Source organism: Rhodococcus sp. 06-156-4, assembly GCF_002259345.1.
Lineage (GTDB): Bacteria > Actinomycetota > Actinomycetes > Mycobacteriales > Mycobacteriaceae > Rhodococcoides > Rhodococcoides fascians_E.
Genome location: NZ_NPGB01000018.1, coordinates 370534 through 386507 on the forward strand (window position 1 = coordinate 370534; position 15974 = coordinate 386507).

Sequence of the window (15974 nt, forward strand, 5' to 3'; positions counted from 1 at the left end):
TCGTCATGCGGGGGCGGCCTTGGCTCGGTGTCGCCGTACGGCGTCTCGGTTGGAACACACAGTGCCGCAGTACCGTTGCCTGCCGGTCCGCGACACGTCGGCGAACACTCGTACGCAGTCCTCCGCCGCGCACCTGCCCAGCCTGTTCATTCCGCGACCGGTCAGATGCAGTGCCGTCCCGACGCTGACCAACGCCCGCACCACCGATCCGAGATCGATGTCCGGGTCGCGGTAGTGCATGTGCCATCCGTCGCCCGCATGGTTGGTCAAGCGCGGGTACGCCGACGCCTGCGCGAGCAGTCCGTTGAGGATGTCCGCCCGTGCTTGTTCGGTATCGGCGTCGATCACCGCCTCCCACTCGCGGAGAAACGCAACGGTGGCGGTGACGTCCGCATCGGTTGCCGGTGCGTCGAGGACGAGTCCACCCTCGATGCACCGATGCCCGAGCTCGTCCGCCGACGTCGGCGGCGAATTGAGCAGGTCGACTCCTAGTTGCACCGCATACGTTCCGTAAGGGTTGATATGCACAAGACCATTACAGCACAGTTGTCGGTATGACCGCACACACCCACACCTGGACCACCGAGAGCAGCCACAACACCAGCGAAGGCACCGTCACCTACCAGCGGTGCACCTGCGGCTCCCAGCGCATCCGCGCCCCGAAACCCGCCGCAGCCACGTCCGTCGCCGTCGTCGAAGCTCGGTGACCGGAGCTCCGTCCGGTCAGCGTTCGGCCCGCTCCGCGATCAGCGGAACAACAGTGTCGAGGGCGTACGTCGCCGACAGAATCGAATTGGTCGAGTAGGACTTGGCCACGTCGGGATCGTCGAACACCAGCGAGCGTCCGTCCCGAACGGCAGGGATCTGCTGGAAGAGAGGATTACTCGTCACGTCGTCGGACGATCGCTGTACCGGGAAGATCACCACGACGTCGGCGTCGAGCGTGTTCAGTTCCTCGTCCGATACGGGCACCGAGAATCCGGTCGAGCCGGTCCTCGTCGCCGTCAACGCGTCGACCGTGGGGTTCGACACGAAACCGAGCTTCTTCATGAACACGACTCTCGTGCTGTCGGAGATGTACGCCCCGTATCCGGTTCCGCTGAAGGCTCCGACCGTGATGGTCTTGCCCTGGAATTCCGGATGCTCCGCCGCTGCGGTCTGGAACCGACCGTCCAGGTCGGCCAACAGCTGGGCGCCCTTCTCCGATTCACCCAGCGCCGCCGACACCATGGTCACCTGCTGCTCGACGGTGGTCAGGTAGTTGTCCGCGCCGTCGGGAAGAGCCACCGTCGGCGCGATCCGGGTCAACTTGTCGTACCGATCCTGATCGCCGGAGCTCTTGGTGTCCAGGATCAGGTCCGGTTCGAGAGCCGCGACCGCCTCGTAGGACGGCTCCTGGGTGCCGATGATCTCGGGGGAACTGTCGTACAGCCCGTCGGCCCACGGGCCCACACCGTCGCCTCCGAACGCCAGCCAATCGCTCGCGCCCACCGGCTGCACGCCGAGTGCAAGCGCGGTTTCCGCGTCGGCCCATCCCAAGGCAACGACACGCTGCGGACGCTCGGGCACGGTGACGTCACCGAACTTGGTGTCGATCGACACCGGAAACGCCTCGTCAGCGCCCGCTGCCGCAGGGGTGGTCGCCGCGTCGTCTGCTGTCGACGAGCAGGACACGGCAAGACCCACAACGGCCGCGGCGGCGATGATCGACACGGTACGGGCACAACGGAAACGAGAGAGGCGCTTTTTCACGCGGCTCAATCTACCGAGCCCACGACCTCTACGGTGTGCCACCTTCTCGCACGAGCAAGCCGATGCACTCCACGTGATGGCTGAGAGGAAATGCGTCGAACGCACGCACCTGTTCGAGTCGATATCCGGCGTCGACGAACAGCCGGGCATCGCGGGCGAAGGATGCAGGGTCGCAGCCGATGTGCACCACGCGGCCGGGTGCCGATGCCGCGACTGCTGCCACGACCTCTTTGCCCGCTCCCGATCGAGGTGGGTCGAGCACGACGACGTTCGGCGCGGGAAGCGCACGGACGGTGCGTTCGACTCGTCCGGGCACGAATCGCACCTGCTCGAGATCGGCGAGCGCACGGGCTCCGTCCGCCGAGGCCTTACGCGAGAACTCGACACTGACGACCTGGCCGGTGGCGCCGACTCCTGTCGCCAGGCTCGACGCGAAGACTCCGACTCCCCCGTACAGATCCCACGCGACCTCACCGGGCCTGGCGTCGGCCCACTCGGTCACCACGTCGGAGTAGACCTGCGCGGCGCCTCGGTGCGCCTGCCAGAATCCGGTTGCGTCCAGTTCCCAGTCACGACCGGACACAGATTCGTGTACTCGTCCGCTACCGACCACCGCCCGCTCCGGACGTGGGGCCGACGATGCAGCCCGCCGGGCAGATGCGCCACGTCGGCCGGGGGATCGTCGACCCGTGCGCGACACGGATGCAGGTGATATCTCGACGACGTGCCGCTCTCCCGAGCTGCCGACGGCAACCACGAGCTCCGAGCCCGGACGCCATGTCGAGTCGGTGAGACCGTCGAATGCGCCTGCGACGACCTGCGGACAGCTCAGGGCAGGGACGACGGTGGCGCTGCGGTATCGATGGAAGCCGGGGCGGCCGCCCGCGTCGACGGCCAGTCGGACACGACTCCGCCAGCCGGTGCCGTCGCCGGTGTACGGCAGTTCCTCGACGGTCACTGCACGGTCGATACCGCCGATCCGACGCAGTTGTTCCTCCACCACGGCCGATTTCATGGCCCGCGACGCGGACTGGTCGATGTGGGAGCAGTCGCAGCATCCCGAGCCGCCGGGACCGGAGATGGGACACAGCGGAGTGATGCGATCGGCCGACGGGGCAAGTATCTCGACGGCGTCGGCGCGGCAGTAGGACCCACCCCGATCCTCGGTGACCTTCGCCCGCACGATCTCCCCGGGCAGGCCGTGTCGGACGAACATCACGCGTCCGTCGTGCCTGGCCACACAGAATCCTCCGTGCCCGGGTGCACCGAGAGTGACCTCGACAGTCGAGCCGAACCAGCTGTCGGTCATCGGCCGTGTCCGCTCGGGGGTTCGTATCCGCGGCGCGACGCGCCGGGCGCGTTCTCGATGCTCTCGCGCTTCGCTTTCGCCGACGACTGCAGCTGCCAGGGCACGCTCGTCACCATCACTCCCGGTTGGAACAGCAGCCGGCTCTTGAGGCGCAGTGCACTCTGGTTGTGCAGAATTTGCTCCCACCAGTGACCGACGACGTATTCGGGTATGAACACCGTCACCACGTCGCGCGGCGAGTCGCGTCGTACGCGTTTGACGTAGTCGAGGACCGGCTTGGTGATTTCCCGGTACGGGGATTCGACCACCTTGAGTGGCACGGTGACATCGCTGGCCTCCCACTCCTTGACCAGTTGACGGGTGTCCGGCTCGTCGACGTTGACGGTGATCGCTTCCAGGGTGTCCGGGCGGGTCGCGCGGGCGTACGCCAACGCGCGAAGGGTCGGCATGTGCAGCTTGGACACCAGCACGATCGAATGCGTGCGGCTGGGCAGCACACCGTCCCATTCCTCGTCCTCGAGTTCACGGGCGACCGTGTCGTAGTGCTTGCGGATCAGGCTCATCAGTCCGAACGCCGCGAACATGGCGACGATGGCGATCCACGCTCCGGCCGCGAACTTGGTGATGAGCACGATGACGAGGACCGTGGCGGTGAGCCCGAGGCCGACACTGTTGACGATGCGCGAACGGAACATCCGGCGACGCTGTTCGGGATCCTGTTCCACACGCAGCAACCGCGTCCAGTGCCGGATCATGCCGGTCTGGCTCAGGGTGAAGGACACGAAGACACCCACGATGTAGAGCTGGATGAGCTTGGTCACTTCGGCGTCGAACACGACGACGAACGCGATCGCGGCAGCGGACAGGAAGAGAATTCCGTTGCTGAACGCCAGCCGGTCACCCCGGGTGTGGAACTGGCGCGGAAGATACCGATCCTGGGCGAGAACCGAACCGAGCACCGGAAATCCGTTGAACGCGGTGTTGGCGGCCAGAACGAGAATGAGTGCGGTCACGACCGTGATGAAGAAGAACCCGATCGGGAACCCGTGGAAGACCGCTTCGGCGAGCTGTGCGATCAGGGTCTTCTGCTGGTAGCCGTCCGGCGCTCCGACGAGCTGTTCGCTCGGCTCGAGCGCGTACTTGATGCCGATCTTCTCGGCCAGAAGGATGATTCCCATCAACAGCGCTATGCCGATCCCGCCGAGCATGAGCAACGTCGTCGCCGCATTGCGTGACTTCGGCTTGCGGAAGGCAGGCACACCGTTGCTGATCGCTTCGACTCCGGTGAGCGCCGCGCAACCCGACGAGAAGGCTCGGGCGATCAGAAACGCGAACGCGATGCCGTAGAGGTGGGAATCCTCGGCTTTCAGCTCGAAGCCCGAGGATTCGGCGTGCAGTTCGTCCCCGAGCACGTAGACGCGGAACAGGCCCCATCCGAGCATCACGAACATTCCGATCATGAACGCGTAGACCGGCACAGCGAACGCGGCTCCGGACTCGCGGATGCCGCGCAGATTGATCGACGTGATCAGCACGATCGCCAGAACCGCGAACAGTACTTTGTGCTGGGCCACGAACGGGATGGCCGAGCCGATGTTCGACGCTGCCGCCGACACCGATACCGCGACGGTCAGCACGTAGTCGACGAGCAGCGCGCTTCCCACCGTGAGTCCGGCGGTCGGCCCGAGATTGACCGTCGCGACCTCGTAGTCACCACCGCCCGACGGATAAGCATGCACGTTCTGTCGATAGCTTGCGACGACGACGGCCATGACGACGCACACCGCGAGCCCGATCCACGGAGTGAAGGCGTACGCGGAGATGCCGGCGACCGACAGCACGAGGAAGATCTCCTCCGGTGCGTACGCCACCGACGACATGGCGTCGGAGGCGAACACCGGCAGCGCGATCCTCTTGGGGAGCAAGGTGTGACCGAGCTTGTCGCTTCGGAACGGTCTACCGAGCACGAGCCGCTTCGCGGCGGTCGAGAGCTTGGACACCGTGAAAGCGTAAGCCGTCCGAATCGAATCACGACATCGGTGCACCCGAACTCGCCGAATTGCTCGACACGCAACCCGATTTGTCCAACTCGGCGACGGCCGATGCATCCCGACGCTCGATCCGTGCGTCCCCGACCGTTACGTTGGTGCAGAGCGAGCGCCGAGAAAAGAATCCGAATGGAGTTGGATCTGTGTACGTAGTGGTGATGGGATGCGGGCGGGTGGGCGCGTCGCTGGCCGGTGCTCTGCAGAGAATCGGCCACGAGGTGGCCGTCATCGACCGTGACGAGACGGCGTTTCTCAGACTCGATCCCGCGTTCGACGGCCATCGAGTCATCGGAATGGGCTTCGACCGCGACGTTCTGACGAAGGCAGGCATCGAGAAGGCCGAGGCGTTCGCCGCAGTGTCGTCCGGCGACAACTCGAACATCATCTCCGCACGCGTGGCCCGTGAGACATTCGGTGTCGAGCGGGTCGTCGCACGGATCTACGACGCCAAACGCGCCGCGGTGTACGAGCGGCTCGGAATTCCGACGGTGGCCACCGTGCCGTGGGCGACCGACCGTTTCCTGCACAACCTCCTGCGGGACGATCCGACGACGAAATGGCGTGACCCGTCGGGCAACGTCGCCGTCGTGCTGCTCGATTTCCACGAGGGGTGGATCGGGAGAAAAGTATCCGTCCTCGAGGAGTCGACGAGGTCGCGGGCTGCGTTCATCATTCGGTTCGGCACCGGACTGCTACCGGACAAGAAGACCGTCATCCAGTCCGACGACGAGATCTACGTGGCCGCGGTGTCCGGAACGGTCGCCGAAGCCATTGCGCTCGCGTCCAATCCCCCACCGTCCGACGACTGACGCCTCACCCCACGTTCGCCCTCGACACGACACTGAGACTGAGACTGAGGACACCATGAGAGTTGCCATCGCCGGCGCCGGAGCTGTCGGCAGATCCATTGCTCGCGAACTCATTCGCGGTGAGCACAGCGTCATGCTCCTCGAACGCAAACTCGATCACCTCGACCGCGACGCGATTCCCGAGGCGGAATGGGTTCTCGCCGACGCCTGCGAACTGGCACTGCTCGAGGCCTCACGTCTCGAGCAGTACGACGTCGTCATCGCGGCCACGGGCGACGACAAGGCAAACCTCGTCCTGAGCCTGCTGGCGAAGACGGAGTTCGGCGTCAACCGTGTTGTCGCGCGGGTCAACGATCCTCGTAACGAGTGGCTGTTCGACGCATCGTGGGGCGTGGACGTCGCGGTGTCCACCCCGCGAATGCTGGCGTCGCTGGTCGAGGAAGCGGTGTCGGTGGGCGATCTTGTTCACCTGATGACGTTCCGAAAAGGTCAGGCGAACCTGGTGGAGGTCACGCTTCCGGAGAACACGGCGCTCGCCGGTAAGCCGGTGCGCAAGCTCTCGCTGCCCCGCGACGCCGCACTGGTGACTATTCTGCGCGGTGGTCGAGTCATCGTTCCGCAGCAGGACGACCCGCTGGAGGGAGGCGACGAATTGTTGTTCGTCGCGTCCAAGGAAGTCGAGGACGAGTTGCGTGTCGCCGTGGGCCTGTCCAAGTTGGGGTGACGCGCCACTACCGCTGAGCTACTTGATCTCTCGGTGCTCGGCGGACTCGTCGTCGAGCGCCCTGTCGGCCCGGCGCACGGCCCAGAACGTCACCAACAGCGCGACGCCTGTCAGCGGCCAGCCCATGCCGATACGGGCGGCTGCGAGCCACCCCGTCTGGTCGGCGTCGTAGAGCTGCGACTGCACGAGGTACCGCGCGCCGAACACCACCGCCCAGGCGAACGTCGCGATGTCGTAGGAGACCACGGCGCGACTGCTGCGACGCCACGCGGTGCCCTTGCCGTTCAGATACCCCCAGACGACGCCGACGAGCGGCCACCGGACGATCATCGACAGCACGAATGCACCGGCGTAGGCAAGTGAAGTGTAGATGCCGAACAGGAAGTAGCCCTTGGCATCTCCGGTTCGGTACGCGATGAACGCGCAGATACCGACCCCGAAGAATCCGGAGATCGCGGGTTGAACCGGCGCCTTGGTGGCCAGTCGCCACACCATGACGGCGAGCGCAACGCCCAGCGCGGTCCAGATGGCCACCGTCAGATCGAAGAAGCTGTTGGCCGGGACGAAGGCGATGACGGGCAGCGTCGACGCCACCAGGCCACTGAGCCCACCCATCTGTTCCAGGATGGTCTGCTTGCGTTCCTCGGCTTCTGGCCTGTCGCTCTCGGTCACGATGTCGAGGGTGCCACACCGTCCGCTGCGCACGGCGGCAAGGGCGTCAGGAGTCGTCGCGCAGTTCGTAGTACGGGTTGTAGACGATCTTTCGGCCGTCGCGAACCCCTACCCTGCCGCGGATCAGCACGGTCTTGCCCGGCTCGATGCCCGGGATCTTCCGACGACCGATCCATACGAGCGTCACCGGGTCGGTTCCGTCGAAGAACTCCGCCTCGATGTTGGCGTTCGCGGCCTTGGAGCAGGCCTCCACACTGCGCAGACGTCCGAGCATGGTGACTTCGTCACCGCGGGAACAATCACACGCGCGCTGAGCGCCGGACGCTTCCGACGACTCCGCCATCTCCTGTGCGTCGAGGCTGTCGACGTCCTCGGTCAATTTCCGGGTGAGTTTGCGGAAATACCCTGCGGCAGCGGGTGCCATGGTGCGCTCCTGAAAGCATCTACGAAGTTGTGCCACGTCATGCGGCGTGGCTCCTGGCCACTGTAACCCTGGCGCGCCGATTAAGTCCAAGCGCGCGGCGCTGCGTTCGGGCTCACGACTCGCGCGGCCCCCTCGGGAGTCGACAATGTCGGACGGACGTGGACAATTCCGATTCATGGATACCTGGCCCGCGCACGCCGTCGTCCTGCCCGGCACCGGTTCCGACGCAGCATTCGCTGCCGAGGCGTTCGCAGACGCGCTCGCCCTCGCCGGGACGCGCACCACCGCCGTCGAACCGGACCCGACCCGGGTCGTCGAGTCGTACGAAGCCGCTCTCGACGAGGCCGCCCTGCAGTACGGCCGCATCATCGTCGGCGGTGTGTCGATCGGTGCTGCGGTGGCGGCGTCGTGGGCTCTGCGCAATCCCGAGCACGTCTTCGGGATCCTGGCGGCGCTACCTCCGTGGCTCGGTTCGGCGCAGGGTGCGCCCGCCGCCCTCAGCGCGGTGTACACCGCGACAGCGCTGCGGAACGACGGACTCGGCGCTGTCATCGACGCCATGGCGGCCACGTCTCCCGCGTGGCTCGCTTCGACACTGCGCCGGTCGTGGACCTCGCAGTGGCCGGATCTGCCGTCGGCGCTCGACGAAGCGGCTGTCTACACGGCGCCGGACCTGTCCGAACTCGCCCGATCGACGATCAGAACGTCCATCGTGGCGGCCGTCGACGATCCAGTTCATCCACACGACGTGGCGATCGCCTGGCACGGCGCCATCGCCCGATCGTCGCTGGCGACGGTCACGCTGACCGAGATCGGTGCGGATCCGTCCGTTCTCGGTCGACGGGCGGTGGAGGGGCTGTCGGCCCTCGGCGTGTGAGCCGCTCCACCGCCCGTTCCGTCAACCCAACTGCTGCATCGCCGATCCGGAGGTACCACGCCGGGGACCTTCCGTGGGTCCGACAGGGTTCGGCGGCTCGGCCTGCGGCGCCACCTGGCCCCCTGCCACCTGGCCCCCTGCTTGCTGTGCCCCTGCTTGCTGTGCCCCTGCTTGCTGTGCGGCGGCCTGTTGTTGCTGTTGAGCGGCCGCCAACTGCGCCAGCAGAGCCTGAGGGAGAACTACCGGGAGGGGTGTGCGAACCGGATGGGGATCGCTGCCTCGGTCGACGACCGTCTGCGACAGCACGTCGCGAGCGATCGCCACGAGCGGCGAATCGGCACCGACAGCGCCCGACGGGCCTGCAAGAACGCAACGAACCATCCACCGGTACCCGTCGATGCCGATGAAACGCAGGTCCGCGTTCGCGGTGACGCCGTGTAGTTCCCGTCCCCAGGGGCCGGTCTCGACGGAGACCACCGACTGATCTCCTCGCAGCGAACCTGCGAGGTCCGCGGCGACCTCGCGCCATTGTCCCGGCGACTTGGGGGCGGCGTACGCCGCGATGGTGATGCGGCCGTACTGGGTTACCACGTGGACGGCCTGCGGCGCACCGGCCTGCGTCATCTCCACCTGAAGTTGACCGCCGGCCGGAAGTGGCAGCAGAACCGAACCGAGGTCCAACCGAGTCGCCGCAAGGGTCTCGCGGTCCTCGTCGAGTTCCTCGAGGTCGAACGGACCCTGATCGGCGGCACGATCCTGTGGATCGAGTGCCTCGTCGGCATCTCGACCGCCCGCGCCGCTCGCTGCGTCGTCGGCCCGGGTGTTCTCGTTGGGGGCACCCGCCGCGTCTGCGTCCTTCTTGCGACGTCCGAACATGATCAGCTCACTCCCTCTCGACTCGATGTGTCTGCCGTCGGCGCGGAGGTCGTCAGACTGGAATGACCACCACTCGACCCGTAGCCTCCGTCACCTCTACTGGTCTCGTCGAGAGACTCGACCTCGGCGAAGGTGACGAGTTCGACGCGCTGCACCAACAACTGGGCGATGCGATCACCGCGGACCAGGTCGATCGCCTCGCGCGGATCCAGGTTCACCAGGCAGACCTTGATCTCGCCTCGATAACCGGCATCGATGGTGCCCGGCGCGTTGACGATGGACAGCCCCGACCGCGCAGCCAAACCCGAACGGGGATGAACGAGACCGACTGTGCCGAACGGGAGTGCGACCGCGATACCGGTGCCGACGACCACACGCTCCCCCGGCGCGATCGAGGTGTCTGCGGTGATGTGCAGGTCGACCCCCGCATCGCCTGCGTGCGCGCGAACCGGAAGGGGTAACTCTTTGTCCAGACGGACCACTCGGACCGACCCGAGGGGCGCATCCGCCGACATCGCGGCACCGAACGTGCCGTCACTGCTGAAATCGTCACTCACGTGCACTGAGACTACGCGCCGACCCCGGACCGAACTCGGCCTCGTACGTCTTCCGGCGGAACTTTCCCGAGCGGAGCACCGACCGCTCGCCGTACGGGCGCCAGCTACTCTGGAGTACGTGTCACAGAACTCACGCCGCGACCTGCATCCCGACGCTTCGCCCGACCGCGGAGACGGTCGGCGCGTGGTGCACTCCGAGAAACTGTGGGTGCCGCTGTGGTGGTGGCCGGTTGCCGTGGCCGTCGGGGTCCTGCTGGCTGCCGAGGTGCACATGGGCGCCCCGGGTCTCAGGGCCTGGCTCCCGTACGTCCTGGTCCTACCGTTTCCGATCTGGGCTCTGATCTGGCTCAGCCGCATGCGGGTCGAGGTCGAGAGGGACGCAGCAGGAGACGGCGAGCTCCGCGTCGGAAAGGCACACCTACCGCTGGACGTGATCGCACGCGCGGCTGTCGTGCCCGCGACAGCAAAAAGTGCGGCACTGGGAAGGCAGTTGGATCCTCTCGCCTTCGTTCAACACCGCACTTGGGTCAAACAGATGGTTCTCGTCGTTCTCGATGATCCGGACGATCCCACACCTTATTGGTTGGTCAGTACCTCACGCCCCGACGCGCTGGTATCGGCTCTGACGCGGCCCACCCCCGGAGATCACGCCTGAGCGCTCTCGGCCGCATCGTCTGCACCACCTGATTTATGTGACCTCGTCGGTCGGCGTGGTTCAGCTAGGTCGTTCGATTCCTGTCGTCCGAAATCACGCTGCGCAGTCACGGCAGACGAGAACGCCGTTGGCGTCGCTCGCAAGCCTGCTCCGGTGGTGGACCAGGAAGCAGCTCGAACAGGTGAACTCGTCGGCCTGCTTCGGAACCACCCGGACCGACAGCTCTTCGCCGGACAGGTCGGCACCCGGGAGTTCGAACGACTCCGCCGTGTCCGACTCGTCCACGTCGACCACCGCGGACTGCGCCTCGTTGCGGCGTGCCTTCAGCTCCTCGAGCGAATCCTCCGACACATCGTCGGATTCTGTTCTTCTCGGTGCGTCGTAGTCGGTTGCCATTGTCTTCTGTTACCCCTCGTCCTCGTGCGTGTTGTGCGGGTGGACACGTGCCGATCGTTGCCTTCGGCCTGCTCCCGAGCCGCCTCCACCGTGTCTGATTCTCTGCGGCTGTTCTCTTCATTTGTGGGTGCTGCTCGCCCGGACATGCAGGCCGAACACCGCTGGTACTGCTCTACAACGGACGACCTCGATGCAAGGTGCCCGAGAAACTACCCGGGTAATGCCCGAACGTCCCAGGTTGAAACACGATCGAGACATCGACACAGCGCTGCCGTCCACCACGGTGACTGCTCGGATTTCTCAGCACCGGGGCCGCCAGACAATAGCCGAAGCGAACGACATCGACGAAACCGCCTCACCGTCTTCCTCCACAATCACCTGACAAACCCCTTGAACACCTCGGACACGCCGGGCATTCCATGCCTGCGAGGGACCATTTCCTCGGGTGAGCACTACAGTGGGCTGGCGCGCGCAAGCACGGGTCCGAACCCTCGTGTGCCCGCGCGTTCGATCCTCGCGAACGAAAGGCGCATCGACACCGTGGTTTCACTGATCACCGAGGGCTCATCGTTCGACGATCGTGGGCGGCCCTTCCGGCGACGCCGAGCACTGCCGATCGTCGCGGTGCTCGCCGTACTGGCACTACTCGGCGTGTTCACGTGGATCCGCGTGTTCACCTCCGGTGAGACCGTCGCGACCACCGTCGAGTGCAACGAACCGTCGACGGCCCCTGCCGACGACGGAACAGTCCCGGTGGCACTGGGCGAGCGAATCGATCGCGAGACGCTTCTGGACACCGAGCCCGCAGCCCTGTCCGCCACCAAGGTCCGAGTGTTCAACGCGAACGGCGAGCGCGGACAGGCCGCGACCGTCGCCGCCGACTTGAGCGAGTACGGGTTCGCGAGTGCACCGGACGTACAGGTCGGCAACGATCCCGTGTACGTCGATCAGAACATGCAGTGCCAGGGCCAGATTCGGTTCGGCGAGAACGGTAGAGCGGCGGCCAGTGCCGTGTGGCTCGCAGCCCCCTGCGCGGAACTGATTCAGGATTCACGCGCCGACGACACCGTCGATCTCGCGCTCGGAACGTACTTCAAGAATCTGCAGCCCAACGACGACGCCGAGTCGGTCCTGCAGTCGCTGGCCGGCGTGACGCCGGGCTCGACGCCTGCACCGCTGGACATCAGCCTGCTCGAAGCAGCGCGCACCGCGCGCTGCTGAGCCGGATCCGCTCGGCGTCCGCCGACCGAGCGGATCTCGACTGCCGCAGCGTCTTTCGCCGCTCGGTTCGTCGCAGATCAGGCGTCGTCGGCGCCGGAGATCGCGTCCAACGCACCCACGTCGCCGAGTGCAGCCACGAATTCTCGTGCGATTCCCGGTGCGACGGCGACGGTCACTGCGCCGTCGAGTGATGTCGACGTCGGACTCGGCGCGATCACCGTCGCGCCCGCCTCTTCGGCGATGAGCGATCCTGCGGCCCAGTCCCATGGGCTCAGACCGTGTTCGAAATGAGCATCCACGGCGCCGGAGGCAACCATGCACAGATCCAGTGCAGCCGAACCGACGCGGCGAATGTCGCGGACACGCGGGAGTAGTTCCGCAATGATCGCGCCCTGCACCCGTCGCCTGGCCGCGCCGTAGCCGAAACCTGTTGCGACGAGCGCCAGTGCGACGTCCGAGGTGGGGTTGCACGTGAGCTGTTCCACCGAGCCGTCCGAGTACTCCGCCGTGGCGCCGTGTCCCCGTGATGCGCTGTAGAGAACGTCACGGGCGACGTCCACGACGACCCCCACGACGCTCACACCGTCGATCTGGACGGCGACCGACACCGAGTATGCGGGGAGGCCGTAGAGGAAGTTGACGGTGCCGTCGATGGGATCGAGCACCCATCGAACTCCAGCGACCGATTCGGACTGGCCACCGCCTTCCTCGCCGAGAATGGTGTCGTCCGGCCGCAACTCGGCGAGCAGAGACCGCAGAAGCTGTTCCGTCTCGGTGTCGACGACGGTGACCGGGTCGGTGGGAGTGCTCTTCGTGTGGACGGAGTGTCCGGAATCGGACGTCTCCGCGGGTGCACCCGGCCCGAACACCTGCGGTCGCCGAGTCCGAACATGCGCCGCCGCTGCGCGAGCCACGTCACGTGCCACCGTCGACAGTGCAGTCAGATCCGCCTCCGATACGCGAGAGTCGGGCACCCGAGGGGTGGGGGCAGCGGACGTCGAGGTCGGATGGAAGGCGTCATCGGATGCAGTCGGCACGCTCTCCATCGGATCACAGTGTGCGGGAATCGCACCACTCGGTCGCCGGTGCGGACTGCGTCACACCCGCCGAATCACCGTCGCGGCACTAGTGTCGATGTACGCAGCTTGGCTACGCTTTTCACCGCACGTGCACGAGTAGATGCCCCGATGATCAGGAGTGAACTCCACATGACTCAGTCAGGCCCGCACACACAGACCGATCCGGTGATCCAACCCGGATCCGTCACCACGCCGACGGACGCGCGGCAGCGGCAGGGTTTCGGCGTCGACGTCGGCGGCAGTGGCATCAAGGGTGGAATCGTCGATCTGGTCACCGGTGAATTGGTCGGCGATCGGTACAAGATCGAAACGCCGCAACCGTCGACGCCGGAGGCAGTGGCCGAGGTGGTTGCCCGGATCGCCGCTCACTTCGAGTGGACCGGGCCCGTGGGCGTCACGCTGCCTGCCGTCGTGACCGGAGGAATTGCACGTTCCGCAGCCAACATCGACAAGTCGTGGATCGATACCGACGCGAAGTCGCTGTTCGCGTCGGCGTTGGGGCACAGCAATGTGGTCGTGCTGAACGACGCGGATGCCGCGGGTGTCGCCGAGGACCGATACGGCGCAGGCAAGGACAAGAACGGCGTGGTGATTCTGCTGACGTTCGGCACGGGCATCGGCTCCGCAGTTCTGCACAACGGGGTACTTCTGCCGAACACCGAGTTCGGTCACCTCGAGGTCGACGGCAAGGAAGCCGAGCACCGAGCGGCATCGTCCGTGAAGGAGAACAAGGACCTGTCGTACAAGGAGTGGGCCAAGGAGGTCTCGAAGGTTCTCGCGACGTTCGAAGCGCTGCTGTGGCCGGATCTGTTCATCGCCGGAGGCGGAATCAGCCGCAAGAGCGAGAAGTGGATTCCGCACCTGACCAACAGAACGCCCGTGGTGGCGGCCACTTTGTTGAACACCGCGGGAATCGTCGGTGCAGCTCTCGCCGCCGACACAGCGGCCGATACGGCACTGGCTCGGTAACAAACTCCCGACGGGTCGTTACAATGGTTGATGCCGGTCTGCACGCCGGCACATTCGACAAGACCTCTCCGCCGGAAACCACTCTGGCGTGACGCCGCACGACACCGTCACGAAAGGGCGTACGTGGCAGCCACCGATATCCGTCAGACCGTAGATTCAGCAACAGAGTCTGCGAACCCTGCACCTGCTGCGGAGGCACCGAACGGCACCGTCAGAGAGGCCGCCGTCGCTTCCGCGACCGCTGCCCCTGCAGAAGCGGCACCGGCAGCGCCGGCAACCAAGGCTCCGGCCAAGAAAGCTGCGGCGAAGAAGGCTCCCGCGAAGCGCGCGGCCGCCAAGAAGGCTCCGGCGAAGAAGGCCGCAGCCAAGAAGGCAGGCGACGCAGCACCGGCCGCCGACGGGGACGACGACGCTCCCGGCATCGATGACATCGACATCTCCGACGGCGACATCGCTGCGGCCGCCAACGATGTGGTCGAGGTCGTGGCAGCCGGAGACGACGCCGACGACGACGCCACCTCCGAGCCGACCGCCGAGGACAAGGCGTCCGGCGACTTCGTCTGGGACGAGGAAGAGTCCGAGGCTCTTCGCCAGGCACGAAAGGATGCGGAGCTCACGGCGTCGGCCGACTCCGTTCGCGCCTACCTCAAGCAGATCGGTAAGGTCGCGCTCCTCAACGCCGAGGAGGAGGTCGAGCTCGCCAAACGCATCGAGGCAGGCTTGTTCGCCACCGAGAAGATGCGCGAGTTCGCCGAGAAGGGCGAGAAGCTTCCCGTTGCGGCACGTCGCGATTTCACATGGATCTGCCGGGACGGTAACCGCGCCAAGAACCATTTGCTCGAAGCCAACCTTCGCCTCGTGGTATCGCTCGCGAAGCGTTACACCGGTCGGGGAATGGCGTTCCTGGATCTGATCCAGGAGGGAAACCTGGGCCTGATCCGTGCCGTCGAGAAGTTCGACTACACCAAGGGCTACAAGTTCTCCACCTACGCGACGTGGTGGATCCGTCAGGCCATCACGCGCGCCATGGCCGACCAGGCACGCACCATCCGTATTCCGGTGCACATGGTGGAAGTCATCAACAAGCTCGGCCGTATCCAGCGTGAGCTGCTTCAGGACCTGGGCCGCGAGCCCACTCCCGAGGAGCTCGCCAAGGAAATGGACATCACGCCGGAGAAGGTGCTGGAGATCCAGCAGTACGCGCGTGAACCCATTTCGCTCGATCAGACGATCGGCGACGAGGGTGACAGCCAACTTGGTGATTTCATCGAGGACTCCGAGGCCGTTGTGGCCGTCGACGCGGTGTCGTTCACCCTTCTTCAGGACCAGCTGCAGTCCGTCCTCGAGACCCTGTCCGAGCGCGAGGCCGGTGTCGTTCGGCTTCGTTTCGGCCTGACGGACGGACAGCCCCGCACGCTCGACGAAATCGGTCAGGTCTACGGCGTCACTCGTGAACGTATCCGGCAGATCGAGTCGAAGACGATGTCGAAGCTTCGTCATCCGTCGCGATCGCAGGTTCTCCGCGACTACCTCGACTGACAGTTCGCATTCGACGAAGCCGCCGTTCCCCGTTCGGGAACGGCGGCTTCGTCTTTGTTCCGGCGAC

18 protein-coding genes are annotated in these 15974 nt (G+C 65.7%); 8 read left to right on the top strand and 10 right to left on the bottom strand.

Features of this window, described 5'->3' with window-relative positions; translation table 11 throughout:
- Positions 1-3: 3 nt before the first annotated feature.
- Complete coding sequence (locus CH290_RS12495; RefSeq protein ID WP_033189656.1) at positions 4-528, bottom strand: CGNR zinc finger domain-containing protein; 525 nt, start codon at positions 526-528, stop codon at positions 4-6.
- A 26-nt stretch (positions 529-554) separates the two neighbouring features.
- On the opposite strand from CH290_RS12495, the gene CH290_RS30255 reads away from it, so the two are divergent.
- Positions 555-707: a hypothetical protein gene (locus CH290_RS30255; protein WP_167336895.1), complete on the top strand. Its 153-nt coding sequence runs from the start codon at positions 555-557 to the stop codon at positions 705-707.
- Positions 708-723: 16 nt separating this feature from the next.
- Here the strand turns inward: CH290_RS30255 and CH290_RS12500 are convergent, their stop codons facing one another.
- The 3 genes from CH290_RS12500 to CH290_RS12510 all read right to left on the bottom strand — a co-directional run bounded on the left by CH290_RS12500 (position 724) and on the right by CH290_RS12510 (position 5061).
- Entirely contained in the window at positions 724-1713 is a 990-nt protein-coding gene (locus tag CH290_RS12500; RefSeq protein WP_033189655.1) for an iron-siderophore ABC transporter substrate-binding protein, read from the bottom strand.
- Between the two features lie 67 nt (positions 1714-1780).
- Positions 1781-3061: a class I SAM-dependent RNA methyltransferase gene (locus CH290_RS12505; protein WP_020110176.1), complete on the bottom strand. Its 1281-nt coding sequence runs from the start codon at positions 3059-3061 to the stop codon at positions 1781-1783.
- Complete coding sequence (locus CH290_RS12510) at positions 3058-5061, bottom strand: APC family permease (protein WP_019664042.1); 2004 nt, start codon at positions 5059-5061, stop codon at positions 3058-3060. Before CH290_RS12510 ends, CH290_RS12505 begins: the two co-directional genes overlap by 4 nt.
- A 191-nt stretch (positions 5062-5252) precedes the next feature.
- On the opposite strand from CH290_RS12510, the gene CH290_RS12515 reads away from it, so the two are divergent.
- Together CH290_RS12515 and CH290_RS12520 are read left to right on the top strand one after the other, a co-directional pair.
- Positions 5253-5918, top strand: coding sequence for a potassium channel family protein (locus CH290_RS12515; protein WP_026347596.1), 666 nt, complete (start codon positions 5253-5255; stop codon positions 5916-5918).
- A gap of 55 nt (positions 5919-5973) precedes the next feature.
- Positions 5974-6642 (top strand): potassium channel family protein, encoded by a 669-nt coding sequence (locus tag CH290_RS12520; RefSeq protein WP_019664044.1) that lies wholly within the window; start codon positions 5974-5976, stop codon positions 6640-6642.
- Positions 6643-6660: 18 nt separating this feature from the next.
- Here CH290_RS12520 and CH290_RS12525 read toward each other — a convergent pair whose 3' ends face one another.
- Entirely contained in the window at positions 6661-7257 is a 597-nt protein-coding gene (locus tag CH290_RS12525) for a DUF3159 domain-containing protein (RefSeq protein WP_230595733.1), read from the bottom strand.
- A 103-nt stretch (positions 7258-7360) separates the two neighbouring features.
- A complete protein-coding gene (locus tag CH290_RS12530; RefSeq protein ID WP_019664046.1) occupies positions 7361-7738 on the bottom strand; it encodes an OB-fold nucleic acid binding domain-containing protein in 378 nt (125 codons plus the stop codon).
- Between the two features lie 175 nt (positions 7739-7913).
- On the opposite strand from CH290_RS12530, the gene CH290_RS12535 reads away from it, so the two are divergent.
- Complete coding sequence (locus tag CH290_RS12535) at positions 7914-8615, top strand: alpha/beta hydrolase (RefSeq protein WP_033189735.1); 702 nt, start codon at positions 7914-7916, stop codon at positions 8613-8615.
- A gap of 21 nt (positions 8616-8636) precedes the next feature.
- Here CH290_RS12535 and CH290_RS12540 read toward each other — a convergent pair whose 3' ends face one another.
- Positions 8637-9491: a DUF3710 domain-containing protein gene (locus CH290_RS12540; protein ID WP_033189654.1), complete on the bottom strand. Its 855-nt coding sequence runs from the start codon at positions 9489-9491 to the stop codon at positions 8637-8639.
- Between the two features lie 2 nt (positions 9492-9493).
- Complete coding sequence (dut, locus tag CH290_RS12545) at positions 9494-10006, bottom strand: dUTP diphosphatase (RefSeq protein ID WP_027498542.1); 513 nt, start codon at positions 10004-10006, stop codon at positions 9494-9496.
- A gap of 226 nt (positions 10007-10232) precedes the next feature.
- Between dut and CH290_RS12550 the strand changes: the two genes are divergently transcribed.
- Positions 10233-10703 carry a DUF3093 domain-containing protein gene (locus CH290_RS12550; protein WP_019664050.1) on the top strand — a complete coding sequence of 157 codons (471 nt, stop codon included), beginning with the start codon at positions 10233-10235 and terminating at the stop codon, positions 10701-10703.
- A gap of 93 nt (positions 10704-10796) precedes the next feature.
- Here CH290_RS12550 and CH290_RS12555 read toward each other — a convergent pair whose 3' ends face one another.
- A complete protein-coding gene (locus CH290_RS12555; protein WP_019664051.1) occupies positions 10797-11099 on the bottom strand; it encodes a DUF4193 domain-containing protein in 303 nt (100 codons plus the stop codon).
- A 540-nt stretch (positions 11100-11639) separates the two neighbouring features.
- Here CH290_RS12555 and cei point away from each other — a divergent pair.
- Positions 11640-12320: an envelope integrity protein Cei gene (cei, locus tag CH290_RS12560; RefSeq protein ID WP_026347598.1), complete on the top strand. Its 681-nt coding sequence runs from the start codon at positions 11640-11642 to the stop codon at positions 12318-12320.
- A gap of 77 nt (positions 12321-12397) precedes the next feature.
- On the opposite strand, the gene CH290_RS12565 is transcribed toward cei, so the two are convergent.
- Entirely contained in the window at positions 12398-13294 is an 897-nt protein-coding gene (locus CH290_RS12565) for an inositol monophosphatase family protein (protein WP_020110184.1), read from the bottom strand.
- 234 nt (positions 13295-13528) lie between these two features.
- Between CH290_RS12565 and ppgK the strand changes: the two genes are divergently transcribed.
- Together ppgK and CH290_RS12580 are read left to right on the top strand one after the other, a co-directional pair.
- Positions 13529-14368 (top strand): polyphosphate--glucose phosphotransferase, encoded by an 840-nt coding sequence (ppgK, locus tag CH290_RS12575; protein WP_033189653.1) that lies wholly within the window; start codon positions 13529-13531, stop codon positions 14366-14368.
- Positions 14369-14491: 123 nt separating this feature from the next.
- A complete protein-coding gene (locus CH290_RS12580; RefSeq protein ID WP_033189652.1) occupies positions 14492-15907 on the top strand; it encodes an RNA polymerase sigma factor in 1416 nt (471 codons plus the stop codon).
- Positions 15908-15974 lie beyond the last annotated feature (67 nt).

What these genes read in the sequence shown, in the direction of transcription:
- CH290_RS12555 (WP_019664051.1), bottom strand. Translation starts at nt 11,099, where the DNA reads ATGGCAACCGACTACGACGCACCGAGAAGAACAGAATCCGACGATGTG.
- CH290_RS12505 (WP_020110176.1), bottom strand. Translation starts at nt 3,061, where the DNA reads ATGACCGACAGCTGGTTCGGCTCGACTGTCGAGGTCACTCTCGGTGCA.
- CH290_RS12530 (WP_019664046.1), bottom strand. Translation starts at nt 7,738, where the DNA reads ATGGCACCCGCTGCCGCAGGGTATTTCCGCAAACTCACCCGGAAATTG.
- ppgK (WP_033189653.1), top strand. Translation starts at nt 13,529, where the DNA reads ATGACTCAGTCAGGCCCGCACACACAGACCGATCCGGTGATCCAACCC.
- CH290_RS30255 (WP_167336895.1), top strand. Translation starts at nt 555, where the DNA reads ATGACCGCACACACCCACACCTGGACCACCGAGAGCAGCCACAACACC.
- CH290_RS12540 (WP_033189654.1), bottom strand. Translation starts at nt 9,491, where the DNA reads ATGTTCGGACGTCGCAAGAAGGACGCAGACGCGGCGGGTGCCCCCAAC.
- CH290_RS12525 (WP_230595733.1), bottom strand. Translation starts at nt 7,257, where the DNA reads ATGGGTGGGCTCAGTGGCCTGGTGGCGTCGACGCTGCCCGTCATCGCC.
- CH290_RS12535 (WP_033189735.1), top strand. Translation starts at nt 7,914, where the DNA reads ATGGATACCTGGCCCGCGCACGCCGTCGTCCTGCCCGGCACCGGTTCC.
- dut (WP_027498542.1), bottom strand. Translation starts at nt 10,006, where the DNA reads ATGTCGGCGGATGCGCCCCTCGGGTCGGTCCGAGTGGTCCGTCTGGAC.
- CH290_RS12520 (WP_019664044.1), top strand. Translation starts at nt 5,974, where the DNA reads ATGAGAGTTGCCATCGCCGGCGCCGGAGCTGTCGGCAGATCCATTGCT.